This window comes from Acidovorax sp. Root219, from assembly GCF_001428665.1.
GTDB lineage: Bacteria > Pseudomonadota > Gammaproteobacteria > Burkholderiales > Burkholderiaceae_C > Acidovorax.
This window is the reverse complement of the sequence record NZ_LMIJ01000010.1, coordinates 94,500-107,595: the sequence shown is the minus strand read 5'-3', so window position 1 is coordinate 107,595 and position 13,096 is coordinate 94,500. Positions and strand designations below refer to the sequence as shown.

General features: G+C 66.8%; 10 protein-coding genes and 1 other RNA gene. 2 read left to right on the top strand and 9 right to left on the bottom strand.

Going from position 1 to position 13,096, the window contains the following annotated elements:
- Window positions 1-10 precede the first annotated feature (10 nt).
- The 4 genes from ASE28_RS08875 to ASE28_RS08860 form a co-directional block, all read right to left on the bottom strand.
- The gene (locus tag ASE28_RS08875; RefSeq protein ID WP_057266293.1) at window positions 11-1,228 is read right to left on the bottom strand and encodes an RtcB family protein; all 1,218 of its coding nucleotides are present in this window, start codon (window positions 1,226-1,228) and stop codon (window positions 11-13) included.
- A gap of 50 nt (window positions 1,229-1,278) precedes the next feature.
- Window positions 1,279-2,088, bottom strand: a complete 810-nt coding sequence (locus ASE28_RS08870; RefSeq protein WP_057266291.1) for a hypothetical protein — start codon at window positions 2,086-2,088, stop codon at window positions 1,279-1,281.
- Window positions 2,089-2,138: 50 nt separating this feature from the next.
- Window positions 2,139-2,876, bottom strand: a complete 738-nt coding sequence (locus ASE28_RS08865) for a hypothetical protein (RefSeq protein ID WP_057266289.1) — start codon at window positions 2,874-2,876, stop codon at window positions 2,139-2,141.
- 285 nt (window positions 2,877-3,161) lie between these two features.
- On the bottom strand, window positions 3,162-4,301 hold the full coding sequence (locus ASE28_RS08860) for a slipin family protein (RefSeq protein WP_057266287.1): 1,140 nt from the start codon (window positions 4,299-4,301) through the stop codon (window positions 3,162-3,164).
- 721 nt (window positions 4,302-5,022) lie between these two features.
- Here ASE28_RS08860 and rtcR point away from each other — a divergent pair.
- Entirely contained in the window at window positions 5,023-6,654 is a 1,632-nt protein-coding gene (gene rtcR / locus ASE28_RS08850; RefSeq protein WP_057266285.1) for an RNA repair transcriptional activator RtcR, read from the top strand.
- Window positions 6,655-6,663: 9 nt separating this feature from the next.
- Window positions 6,664-7,113: RNase P RNA component class A (gene rnpB, locus ASE28_RS10805), an RNA gene on the top strand.
- 73 nt (window positions 7,114-7,186) lie between these two features.
- On the opposite strand, the gene ASE28_RS08845 is transcribed toward rnpB, so the two are convergent.
- The 5 genes from ASE28_RS08845 to ASE28_RS08825 all read right to left on the bottom strand — a co-directional run bounded on the left by ASE28_RS08845 (window position 7,187) and on the right by ASE28_RS08825 (window position 13,063).
- On the bottom strand, window positions 7,187-8,422 hold the full coding sequence (locus ASE28_RS08845) for a M48 family metallopeptidase (protein ID WP_057266283.1): 1,236 nt from the start codon (window positions 8,420-8,422) through the stop codon (window positions 7,187-7,189).
- Complete coding sequence (locus ASE28_RS08840) at window positions 8,422-9,687, bottom strand: YjgN family protein (RefSeq protein ID WP_057266281.1); 1,266 nt, start codon at window positions 9,685-9,687, stop codon at window positions 8,422-8,424. The genes ASE28_RS08845 and ASE28_RS08840 overlap by 1 nt, the downstream gene beginning before the upstream one ends.
- Window positions 9,688-9,789: 102 nt before the next feature.
- Entirely contained in the window at window positions 9,790-10,578 is a 789-nt protein-coding gene (locus ASE28_RS08835; RefSeq protein ID WP_057200135.1) for an rRNA pseudouridine synthase, read from the bottom strand.
- Window positions 10,571-12,238 (bottom strand): MBL fold metallo-hydrolase, encoded by a 1,668-nt coding sequence (locus tag ASE28_RS08830; protein WP_057266279.1) that lies wholly within the window; start codon window positions 12,236-12,238, stop codon window positions 10,571-10,573. The genes ASE28_RS08835 and ASE28_RS08830 overlap by 8 nt, the downstream gene beginning before the upstream one ends.
- A gap of 72 nt (window positions 12,239-12,310) precedes the next feature.
- Window positions 12,311-13,063, bottom strand: a complete 753-nt coding sequence (locus ASE28_RS08825) for an Asp/Glu racemase (protein ID WP_057266277.1) — start codon at window positions 13,061-13,063, stop codon at window positions 12,311-12,313.
- Window positions 13,064-13,096: the final 33 nt, after the last annotated feature.

Below are 13,096 nucleotides of genomic sequence, written 5' to 3'. Positions count from 1 at the left end.
GCAAAGGGGTCTATCCCTTCACGCACACCACCTGCTTCAAGGTATAGACCACCTCCACCAGGTCTTCCTGGGCGGCCATCACGGCGTCGATGTCCTTGTAGGCCATCGGGATCTCATCGATCACGTCGGCGTCCTTGCGGCATTCCACGCCCTCGGTGGCGGCGATCTGGTCGGCGATGGTGTACATCTTCTTGGCCTTGGTGCGGCTCATCTTGCGGCCCGCGCCGTGGCTGCAGCTCATGAAGCTCTCGGGGTTGCCCTTGCCGCGCACGATGAAGCTCTTGGCGCCCATGCTGCCGGGGATGATGCCCAGCTCGCCGGCCTTGGCGCTCACGGCACCCTTGCGGGTGATGAGCACGTCTTCTCCGAAGTGCGTCTCGCGGCTCACGTAGTTGTGGTGGCAGTTCACCGCCTCCACATGCGCCTCGAAGGGCTTGGTGATCACCTTGCGGGCTGCAGCGATCACGCGCTGCATCATCACCTCGCGGTTGGCGCGCGCGAACTTCTGCGCCCAGCCCACCGCGCGCACGTAGTCGCCGAAATACTTGGCCCCCTCTTCGAAGTAGGCCAGGTCCTGGTCAGGCAGGTTGCGCTGGTGAAGCTCGGCGTCCTTCTTGGCCAGCTCGATGAAGTGCGTTCCGATGGCATTGCCCACGCCGCGCGAGCCCGAGTGCAGCATGAACCACACGCTGCCGTGCTCGTCCAGGCACACCTCGATGAAGTGGTTGCCGGTACCTAGCGTACCCAGGTGCTTGTGGTTGTTGGTGTTGCGAAAGCGCGGGTAGTCCTCGCAGATCGCGTCGAACTCGCCCTTGAGCGCTGCCCAGGCCACGTCGGTCTCGTCGGGCGGCGTTTCCCAAGCGCCCTTGTCGCGGCCCATGCGGCGCGGGTTGCTGCCGTGCGGCACGGCCTTCTCGATCGCCGAGCGCAGGGGCGCCAGGTTGTCGGGCAGATCGTTGGCATGCAGCGTGGTCTTGCAGGCCATCATGCCGCAGCCGATGTCCACGCCCACGGCGGCAGGGATGATGGCCTTGAAGGTGGGGATCACCGAGCCCACCGTGGCGCCGATGCCGTAGTGCACGTCGGGCATGGCCGCCACGTGCTTGAACACGATGGGCAGGCGTGCCGCGTTCTCCAGTTGCTTCTGGGCCTCTTCTTCCACAGGGACGCCCTGGGTCCACATCTTGATGGGGACGCCGTTTTCCACGTTGCGTTGCAGGTAGTTCATTGCATTCTTCTTTCGTTGTGCTTGTCGTTGCCTGTCTTGATGCAGGTTGCTCATTCACTCACCAGGTCGAACACCGCTTCCAGGATCTGGCGCGGGCCCATGCAGTTGCCGCAGGTGCAATGCGCAGGCGGGCCCATGGTGCTGGTGTCCAGCGCCAGGATCTTCTGTGCAAAGCGCTGGCGGTTGCCGGCGTCGAGCAGCCAGGTCTTCATGGTTTTGCAGAACGCCGGCTGGTCTTCGGCGAAGGCGTTCTGGATTTCGTGCTTTCCCCAGAAATCCCAGTAGCTCGCCTCGGCATAGTGCTGCACGGCGCTCGGGCGTTCGTCGTTCAGCCAGTGCGCCAGCAGCGGCTGCACATCCACACCACCCTTGTGGAACATCAGCAGGATATCGAAGGCGTTCGATCCGTTGAATGGGCTGGGTTCACGCCCGGTGTGCCCCAGCCCCTCGCGGAAGAAGGCCAGCGCGAAGGCGTCCACGGCGGCGCGCTCCTTGGGCGTCAGGGCATCTGCGGGGCAGTTGCCCAGGCGGTCCAGGTACAGCTCGGTCGAGTGGTGCAGGTCCTCGCCCAGCGCCAGCAGCTCCAGCATGCGGGGCAGGAAGTACAGCAGTTCGTCTGCAGGCTGTTCGCTGCTCTTGGCGGAGCTGTTGTATTCGTAGAAGTGGCGGGTCGTCACCTGGCGCAGGGGCATGCGGCGCATCTCGCGTTCCAGCTCCTCGTCCATGCAGCAGCCCAGGCACACGTCCAGCGTGCCCTTGGGGGGCTCATGGTGCTTGAACGTGGCGTACGCAGCGTCAACCACTGTGCGCAGGGCAGGTGGCAGTGCGGTATGGGTGGCGCTGGCTTGTGCTTTCGTCATGATTCTCTCCGTGGCGCCCAGGGCGCCGTTCGGTCCTTCATCAGGCGCCGCTACTGCACCATTCCATGTGCCGCGGCGCGCGCATAGTTCTTCAGTTCCTCGTCGTGTGCCGGAACGCTGCGGATGAATTGCTCCACCCGCTCCTGCAGTTCCCTTGGGCGCTGCAGGTGGCTTCCCTCGTGGCCGATGCCATGCAGGCCAGAGACCTGCACCTCGCGGCAAGGCACCTCCAGCATGTGGCAGAACACCTGCCACATCGCATCGCGCCACTCGGGGATGTGCCTGGCGTTCCAGAAGGTCGGCCAGACGTCGAACCACATGTAGCAGGCATAGCCCAGGCGGCCGCTGCTGCTGCCGATGGATTCGTGCACGTGGGCCAGGCGTGGGCCGATGCAGTCGCTCCACAACCGGGGGAAGGCCTGCAGCATGCGCATCGCATCCGCCAGAGGAACCGAGGGATCTGCCGCCATGAGCGGTATGTCGCCCGCGTTGTTGCTCATCACGTGCGTGAGGCCCATGCCCACCTGCTCGTCGCTGTAGGGCGCCAGGTCGATGCCTGCGTTGGCGAACAGCACCGTCTGGATATGCGTCCACTGCAGCGGTGTGGCTTCGAACTCGGGACCATCCATGTCCCAGTACCACTCCCGCTCCTTCCTGCCCGGCACGGGCCGGTCGAAGAGGTAGCGGACGGCGTCGGCATACAGCGTGGCATCGAGTCCCAGGGACCCGGGCGTCACTGGCAACGGAGCCTGCCTTGCCAGGCGCTTTGCGCGGGCGGGCTGTTTCATGGTGTTCCTCTTTTCTTCTTTTCTATCTGTCTGGTGGACGTGACGGGATTCGAACCCGCATCTTTGCAGCGACCACGGTTCTTGAGTCCAGTGGCCCAGTGAACGGTTGGAAACGCGCGCCAGTGGCAGACCCGTCATCGGAGCCAGCACCTGCATCCTCAACCTTGCCCGTTCACCGACTCTCCCGCTGCACTCGGTGTTACCCGACCTGCCGGCAATAACAACATTTTTGGCAGTGGCGCTCCCTTCTGTGCCAGCGCGCCCGTATTCCTCTTGGCTCCCTGCTCAGCGCAGCTTTACCAGGCCGTTGAGTACCTGGTCCAGGCCGCCGAACACCGAGATCTTGTCGATGCGCTCGGCCACGCGTTCCAGTGTTTCCAGCTCCTTCATGCGCAGGGCGACGGGGTTGTCCTCCATCACCTTGGCGGTGTTCAGCAGCGAGCGCGTCGCGGCTGTCTCTTCGCGGCGGCGGATCACATTGGCCTGGGCCTGCTTTTCCGCCTGCACCACCTGGGTCAGGATGGCCTTCATGTCGCCGGGCAGCACGATGTCCTTCACGCCAGCGCTCTCCAGCGCAATGCCGTAGGGCGCGAGCTTGGCGGCCATGTGGGCGCCCACCACGTCGTCGATCACTGTCTTGTTCTCCAGCAGCTCATCGAGCGTGCGGGTGCCCACGGCGGCGCGCAGTGCGAACTGCAGCTCGCGGTACAGGTGCTCCGCGGGCTTTTGCAGCTGGCTCCAGGCGCGCAGCACATCGGTGTAGCGGAAGGTGGCGCTCAGGTTGATGCGCAGGCCCACCTTGTCGCGGGTCATGATGTCCTGGCCCGAGACTTCCACCGATTGCAGGCGCAGGTCCACCTGCTCCACCGCCACCGTGCGGCCGTACTTCCAGAAGGCGTACGAGCCCGCGGCCAGCAGCCGTTCCACCTTGCCGTCCACCGTCAGCAGGCCGCAGGACGACTCGGGCACCTGCACCTGCAGCAGGCCGGCCAGACCGGTCACCGTGCGGTGGCGCAGTTGCGTCTGCGTCAGGCGCGCCACCAGGGCGGCGGGCAGCTCTGCGCCCGCGTTCAGGTCCACCACCTGCACGGACACATCCACCAGGCCCTTCCAGTACAGGCGGCGCGTGCCAGGGGGCAGGATCTCGACCAGCACGCCGTTCTCGCTGCGCAGGCCGACCTCGTGCTCGGCCAGTTCCACGCGCACGAACTCGGCTGCCACCACCTCGGGCTCACGGGCCATCAGGTAGTCGGCCAGGCCGTGGGTGAAGGCGGCTTGCTCCAGCGCGAAGGTCTCCACGCGCAATTGGTCCAGGCCGGCGAATAGCCAGTGCGTGCCGCTGTGCAGCATGCGGTCGAAATCGCCATTGCGCAGCAGCAGTGCGCGTTCGTTCTTCTTGACGGTGGTGCGTTGGATCTTCAGCATGTGTCTACCCTCGTTCTTTCTTTTTTCAATGTCGTTGGTCGCCGCATCAAACTTCTTGCATCGGGGCCGTTACAGCGGGGCAGTGGTCCCAGGGGGCACGGCTCGGGCCCTGCAGTGCGCCGTGGCGGTTGCCCCGAGGGGCTTTCGCTTGGGCTGGCTGCGGGCGCGGGCCGTGCCGGGTACTGGCACAAACCGCCACCGCTGACGGGGCAATGGCTTGCAGGCTGCGGCGCAACCTTTGGTCCTTCACCCCGCGTCCGGCGGGTGGTCTTTCGACCGTCTTCGATAGCCGGCCCGAAGGCCGGAAGAATGGGCAGGAGTCGAACCTGCGACAGTCCCTTTTCAGGGGTGCTCTACCAGACTGAGCTACCAGTGGTGCAGGCCGGGAGTCGAACCCGGCAACCCCTTTCGGAGCTGGCTTCCACAGCCCTGCAGTCACCCGGCGCTCGCAGCGTGCGGCATGCAGGGAATCCGACGGACCCCAAGGCCCTGGATCCCCGGCACCGGCAGGGCGGGCGTTGGCCCCAACCCTGGCCTGTGAGCGTTCGCTGTCTGCGCCGAGTGCCTTGGTATTTGCGAATTGCGTGCCAGCCGTGCGATTTGGCGGGTGAAGTATCGCAACCCATTGATTCGAAAGGAATTAATGCAAATGAAGAAAATTCTGTAACATGGTGGCTTCTGTGATAAATAGAATGTGGGCTAGTTTTATAGATTGTTGGCAATGCGCAAGAGCAGGGTAGTGATTGGTTTTATCGGTACCCAGCTCGACTCGGGCAAGGGCGCAGGGCGCTGGGAGAAGTGGCGGCCCACCGTGTCGCTGGTGCAGCACGAGGACATGGTGGTGCACCGCATGGAGCTGCTGTACACGCCGGCCCACCAGGAGCTGGCGCACCAGGTACGCAACGACATCGCCATCGCCTCGCCCGAGACCACGGTGCGGTTGGTGCCCATGGAGATCGCCGACCCCTGGGACTTCGGCGAGGTCTACGCCAAGTTGTTCGACTGGACGCAGGCCTACCGCTTCGACACCGAGCGCGAGGAGTACTGGACCCACATCACCACCGGCACGCACGTGGCGCAGATCTGCCTGTTTCTGCTGGTGGAGTCGCGGCGCATCCCGGGCGTGCTGGCGCAGACCTCGCCGCCCAGGCGCCAGCAGATGGGCGATGCGGGCAGCTATGCGTTGATCGACCTGGACCTGTCGCGCTACGACGTGATTGCCCAGCGCTTCGGCGCCGAGCAGCGCGATGCGGTGGACTTCCTCAAGAGCGGCATTGCCACGCGCAATACGCGCTTCAATGCGCTGATCGACGAGGTGGAGCGGGTGGCGGTGCGCTCGCGCGCGCCCATTTTGTTCACTGGGCCCACCGGAGCGGGCAAATCGCATCTGGCGCGGCGCATGTACGAGCTCAAGAAGGCGCGCCACCAGGTCGAGGGCGAATTCGTCGAAGTGAACTGCGCCACCCTGCATGGCGATGGGGCCGCATCCACGCTGTTCGGGCACAAGAAGGGCGCTTTCACGGGCGCTGCGGCCGACCGCGCGGGCCTGCTGCGCACGGCGCACAAGGGCGTGCTGTTCCTTGACGAGATCGGCGAGCTGGGCCTGGACGAGCAGGCCATGCTGCTCAAGGCCGTGGAGGAAAAGCGCTTTTACCCCATGGGCAGCGACCGCGAGGTGGCCAGTGATTTCGAGCTGATCTCCGGCACCAACCGCGACCTGCGCACCGAGGTGGCGGCCGGGCGCTTTCGCGAAGACCTGTACGCGCGCATCAACCTCTGGAGCTACCAGCTGCCGGGCCTGGCCCAGCGCCCCGAGGACATCGAGCCCAACCTCGATCACCTGCTCGCGCGCACCGGCTCGGAGCTGGGCCGCACGGTGCGCCTCTCGGCCGAGGCGCGCACCGCCTACCTGCGCTACGCCCAGTCGCCCGACGCGCTGTGGAGCGGCAACTTCCGCGACCTGTCGGCCAGCGCTACGCGCCTGGCCACGCTCGCCGACAGCGGCCGCATCGGCCTGCCTCTGGTGGAGGCCGAGATCGCGCGCCTGCAGTGGCTGTGGCAGCCGGCCAAGGATGCACGCGATGGGCTCTCAGGCGCGCGGGCTGCCGATGCGACCGATCTGCGTGCCCTGTTGGGCGATGAAGCCCTGGATGCCATGGACCTGTTCGACCAGCTTCAACTGGCCGCCGTGCTGCGCGTGTGCCGCCAGGCGCGCACCCTGTCCGATGCGGGGCGCCAGCTGTTCCAGGCCTCGCGCGCGCAGCGCACGGTGGTCAACGACGCCGACCGATTGCGCAAATACCTGGTCCGGTTTGGCCTGGATTGGGAGTCGGTCATCCGCGGTGAACGATAATCACCCCGTGAAGCGCGCCAGACCGCCGCTGGTGCAATCTGGGAAACCAGGCACTGGAGGAACGTCCGGACTGCACAGGACAGCGTAGCAGCTAACGGCTGCCCACCGTGAGGTGAGGATCAGAGCAACAGAGACGAGTCTAGACAGGTGCCTGTACGAGGTGTTCTGTGAGGCGCCAGCGTAAGCTGGCGAGAGGACAGCGAGAGCTGTCCGAACCTGGCGAAAGCCAGGTCCGAACAGCCACCCCAAACAGGCAGCGGGCATGCCCGCAGCCTGTTTGGGGTGAAACGGGCAATCTCTACGCGCAGCAATACCAAGTAGGCCAACGTTGATGTGGTTCCGCAGAGTTGGCGGGTAGGTAGCATCGAGCCGTGGTGGCGACACCCGGCCCAGAGTAATGGCGGTCACGCCGCAGGCAACTGCGGTGCACAGAATCCGGCTTATCGGCGCGCTTCACACTTTTGAATTCAAATCCGCGGCGACGGCAGTCGTCAATGCTGCTCAGGCCTGCCCTGTGCAGGCGACACGCTGATCAACCCCGCTTGGGGCAGTGCAAGGCATGCCCTTGTTCCAGTTCGGTGGCGCGCTCCACGGTGTCGGGGTGGCTGCTGAGCAAGGACCACACGGGGTCCAGTGCCTCCGGCGCCTTGGGTTCTGCGGTGGTGGATGCAGAGCCTTCGGCCGGTGCGCTGGCGCCTTCCTTGGCTGCGGTGGCGGCCTTCTTCTTGGCCGCCTTTTCCTCATCGTCCTCGTCCTGCGCAATGGCCAGCAGCAGCTTGCCCATGGGCGCCGTGGGCAGCTTCGCATGGGACATGACGGCGATGGCAAAGCAGTCGGCCTCGCGCTCGTGGTTGCGGCTGTAGGCCAGGCCGGTGAGCACCGATGCGCCGGTGGAGACGATGCCCGACACGTCGCCCAGCGCCAGCCCCATGCCCATCTGCAGCACGCCTTGCTGCACCACCATGCGCGTGGTGTGGCGGTTGGCCACGTGGCCGATCTCGTGGGCCAGCACGCCGATGAGGGCGTCGTCGCTGAGTCCCTTCTTCTCTGCCGCCTTGGCCAGGCCATCGGTCATCACCACCGTGCCGCCAGGCAGGGCGAAGGCATTCGCCCCCATGCCGGAGCGGAACGACAGCGTGTAGGTGGGGGCGTAGCCAGGGTAGCGCTGCAACTGGGTGGGCAACGCTTGCACCAGCGTGTCGAAGCGTGCCTTCAGTGCGGCCTGGCGCTCCTGGGGCAGCTTGCTCGGCTTGAGCGTGCCCTTGTCCATCTGCGTGAGCACATTGCTGGCCACGCTGGTTTCCCAGGACAGGGGGACGAAGCGCGTGAGTTCCGTGGCCGCCCAGGGCGTGCCGTAGCGGTAGAACAGGGTCAGTCCGACGATGGCGACCGCTGTGACGCCGAGTAGCACGGGCCAGCGCGTCTGCATGCGCTCGGCCAGGCTGGGGCGGGCACCCGCCTCGGCCAGCGCAGCATGCCATTGGGCCACGGCGTCGATCTCCAGGCTGCCCTGGTCGTGCAGGTCCACCACCACCCGCTGCTGCGGGCGGCGCTCGCTCCAGGCCTCGGGCCAGCCCACCTCGCCCCAGGGGAATACGGTGGGGGCCGCACCAGGCTGGGACAGCGGGTGCAGCGCCAGCGACGGGCCCTTGGGCGAGGGCTGCAGGCCCACGAGCACCGGCCTGGCCTGGCTGCTCAGCCCATCGAACCAGCGCCCTGGCACCAGGGTACCGGTGGGTGTTGCAGCAGGGGAGAGGGGGGCGTTCATCAGCCGATCAGGTCCAGCCCGGCCGCGTCGGCCAGCGCATCGCCAATGCCGCCTTGCTGCTGCTGGCGCACCATGGCACCGGCCACCTGGTCCACGCCACCCTTGACGTGCAGCGTCACGGATTCGACCTTCATGCGATACTCGCTGACCCGTGCGAACGGGCGGTACAGGCCCAGCGTGAGCAGGGTCAGGAACAGGTTCTTGATACGCAGCAGCACGTAGCGGCCCGTGCGCAGCTGGCATTTGAAGCGGGCCACCTGGCTCAGGCCGATGTTGTCCCACATGAGCTGGAACATGCGCGCCTCGCGGTAGGCGCGTGCGGGTGCCGAGGCCAGGAACATCAGGAAGATGCCTGCGATGAACGCCACCGCGAAGACCACGAAAATCAGGGCCCCCCACTTGTCCTTCAGGCCGGCGATGAGCGCGAACGAGCCCCCCGCCAGCACCGCCAGGCCGACCGAGATGCCCGCCACGAACAGCAGGAAAACGGCCACCGTGGCCGCCCAGACCTTGATGAAATCCATGTACACGGGCTTCCAGCGACCGGATTCGGCCCCTACCTGGGCGCGCAGCACCAGCAGGCTCTTGTAGTTGTATTCGAGGCGGATGAAGCACAGCACCGACAGCAGCAGGCCCAGCACCACCAGGCCCCAGATGGCGGCGGTCATGGTCGGCAGGTCGGCCTCGCCGCTTTCGTCGGCAGCCAGCTCCTGCAGCGCCCCGGCCGATTCGGGCGCGAGGTACTGGATGCCGAAGAACACGCCGATCCACACGAGGGCGATGGCGAACACGGGCCAGCTGGCCACGTACACCTCGCGCCAGGAGGCCGTGAACTGCAGGCGCAGGCCGCGCCACCGCGTGGAGCCCAGGCGAAAGCGCATGGCACTGCCCCAGATGAACGGGGCCAGCAGGGCGCCGGCAAGCAGGAAGAGGGACACCGCCGTGTCCTGCCCGGTGTTGACGGCAATGTTGTAGGCGATGGTGATCATCACCAGCATGACGAAGCCCATCACCATCCGACGCTGCTGCGCCGTGAATTCGAGCGGGCTGCCGGCCACCAGGGTGTGGCCATAGAAATACTGGGCGGTGCGCCGGCGCGCCCAGGGGGTGTAGAAGCCCAGCGTGAGAATGGTCAGCAGCACGTTGACGATCCATACCCGGAAGTACTCGCCGCCGCTGCCGGTGAATTCAAGCGGATGCGCATCGATCTCCTGCGCGAAGTTCGAGACGGGCGCCGCTCCTGCCCCTGATTGCTGATGGTCCATGGACTCCCTCCTGTTATGGAGGGCAGTGTATCAGCGGCCTGTGGCGGATCGCCTTCCCTCAAAACACCTATTGCTCACCTTTTGATAGCTAGCGAGTGCCGTTCAGAATCGCTCCCAGGGCTGCAGGTAGCGCCACTGTCCCTCGGGCACCTTGGACAGTGGCACGCGCCCGATGCGGATGCGCTTGATGGCCACCACGCGCAGGCCCACGGCCTCGCACATGGCCGGAATCTGCCCCGGACGGATGCCTTTGAGCGCAAAGCGCAGCCGCGTCTCGTTCTGCCAGCTCACCTTGATGGGGGGCAGCGCGCGGCCATTGAATGACAGGCCGTGGCACAGGCGCTGCAGGCCGTTGGGTGCGATCTCGCCGGCCACCTCCACGATGCATTCCTGCTCCAGCGATTCGATGTCCTCGGCCAGCTTGCGTGCAATGCGCTTGTCCTGGGTATAGACCACCAGGCCGCTGGCCTCTGTGGGCAGGGGGGTGAAGCATTCGAGCTGGCGAAAATGGCGCTGCAGCACGCGAATGCCCGAGGCGTCCTCGGGCAGGTGCGAGGCGAGGGCCAGCAGCGTGACGGCGGGCGTCGCGCCCTGGCTACGGCTCGCATGGGCGGCGCCGGCCTGCCCCGGCGCACCCAGGCCGGCCTCGAAACCGGCGGGCTTGTGCAGCAGCAGGGTGACGGGGGTCAGCTCCAGCAGGCTCGCATCGGGGTCCACCGCCACGCTTTGGTGCGGTGCCACGCGCGCACCGGGCACCTCGACCACGGCGCCCTCCACGCTCACGAAGCCGCCCTCGATGAATTGTTCGGCCGTGCTGCGCGAGCAGTTGAGCTGCTCGGCCACGCGCTTGGCCAGCCGGACATGGCCGGCTTCAGGGTTTTTTTCAGTCATTACCGGGTTCCATGGCGCGGATGCGCTCTACATGTGCAAGCAGCGAACGCTGGGCGACGGGCCACATGCGCGGGGGCACGTCGTCGTAGGCGTGCCGCACCCAGTCGTCCATGCTGCCCTGGGGCAGGGCCTGCATGGCGGCCAGCACCTTGGCCTCGCGCGCCAGGCGGTGGGCCTTCAGGCGGGCAATGGCGCTGCGCGCCTCGCCCAATACGTAGCCGTGCGCGGGCAGGATGAAGTTCACGCCCTGCTTCTCGCAGGCCGCGTCCAGCGCGTCCAGCGAATCGAGGTAGTCGGCCATGTTGCCGTCCGGCGGGTCGACCACCGTGGTGCTGCCGTTGAGGATGTGGTCGCCGCTGAACAGCAGGCCATCCTCCTCCAGCAGCAGGCACAGGTGGTTGGCCGCATGGCCGGGGGTGTGGACCACCTGCAGGGTGTGGCTGGTGGCGGCATCGCCCACCTGGGCGGACAGCACCAGGCGCTCGCCATGGGCCAGCTCGCGCTCGGGCGTGAAGGCGCTGGCCACGCGGGCTGTGGGGGCCGAGCGCAGGCCCAGGATGGGGGGCGCCGGCTGCCCGGCCTGCACGCACAGTGCCTGCAGCGGCGCCGCGCCGGGAGAGTGGTCGGGGTGCGAGTGTGTGCAGACGATGGAGCGGATGTCGCCACCGGCGGCGCGCCAGAGCTTCTCCAGGTGCTCGGGGTCGGCCGGTCCGGGGTCGATGGCGATATAGCCCGTGGCCGGGTCGCCCACCAGGTAGCTGTTGGTGCCCGGGCCGGTCATCACACCCGAATTGGGGGCCGTGAGGCGCTGCACGTTCTTGAGCAGGGGCACGGGGTGGTCGGTCTGCCAGTCGAGCGGGTGCACGATCTGCCCATCGGGGCAGACCAGCGCCAGTTCGCCGAACGGCATCTCGTCTTCCATGTAGCGCGCTTCCTTGCCACCCAGCAGGCCGGCGCGCGGGCAGCTCACCCACAGGGGCTGTTCATTGGCCAGGGCGCCGAGCACGGCGTCGGTGTTCTTGAATTTCGCCAGCCGCTGCAGCGTTCGGATGGTCGGGAAGATCATGAAGAACTGGCCTGCCTCGTGCCGCGCCAGTGCGTCGGCCGGGCGCACCCACACGGGCTCGAACTGCTCGGCCTCGTCGGCCACCGGGGTCTGGCCCTCGGGCATGCGTGCGGCCAGGAAGGGCACCTCGAAGCGGCGCGGCAGGTCGCGGTCGGCCGTCCAGTAGGCCAGCAGGTACACGCTGTCGGCCGCCAGGCGCAGGCCCCGGGCTTCGCACTGCGCGGCAAATGGCGCGCTGCGGTCCAGTGCGGCAATGTCGTCGGCATCGGCCATGCGGCCGTCGGCGTGGCGCGCCAGCAGCACGCCCAGTTCCTCGAAGCTCTCGCGGATGGCGGCGATCGCCTGGGTCAGGTGCAGGTCGCTCTGGGCCGGGCGGCGGTCCGCCACCTGGTGCGACTGGGCATCGAGCGCATCGATGCCGCCGCCCGGAAAGACGTAGGCCCCTGGGGCAAAGCTCGCGTTGGGCGAGCGCCGCGTCATCAGCACCTCCAGCGCCCCGTCGCCTTCGGCGTCGCGCAGCAGCAGCACGGTGGCGGCCAGGCGGGTGGGAACGGGTTCGCGGTGGGGATGGAGTTGCTGGCTGATGCGGGGCATGGGCCCATTATCCGGCTTTGACCGCAGCCTGCCGGGCGCGTCATGCGGGAAAGCGCGGGGCTTTCCCGCGGATCAGTACTTGCCCGAGAGCAGGGCGCCGGCATGGGGCACCCGGGTCTCCAGCCCCAGGCGCCTGAGCATGGCCCAGGTGGTGCAAGCCGCAGCCGACACGACGGGGATGCCCAGCCGGTCCTGCGCCACCTGCACCGATGCCAGCGAGGGCATCTGCACGCATGCCGAGATCACCACCACGTCCACGCCGCGCGTGTCCAGGCGCTGCACGATCTGCGCCGGTGCCGCAGGGTCCTGTGCGCCCACCTCCAGGTTGTCGGCGATCTCCAGCGACAGGCTGTCGTGCACGGCGATGCCTTCGTGTTCGATGTAATCCACCACCAGTTGGGTGAGGGGTTTCATGTAGGGCGTGAGGATGGAAACCTTCTTCGCGCCCATGGCCTTCAGGCCTTCGACCAGCGCGCCAGCGCTCGACACCACGGGCGCAGGCTTGCCGTTGGCCACGGTGACATCGTGCAGCCGCCGCTCGGACGTGCGGTGGTAGCCCAGGCCCATGCTCATGATGGCCACCAGGCAGGCATAGCCCATCACGTCCATCTTTCCATCCGAAAGTTCCAGTGCGCAGCGGTCGGAGTCGCGGTCCATGGCGGCCAGCTCTTCCTGGGTGACCTTCTGCATGCGCATGCGGCTGGCATGGAAGCTGAAGCGCTCGGGCAGGATCTGCTCGCGGGCGCGCAGCATGGCGGGGATCTCGGTCTCCATGGTGGTGTTGGAGCTGGGCACGATCTGCCCGATGCGGTAGGTGCGTTGCATGGCGGTCTTTCAGGGAAAAATGGCAAAGCGCTG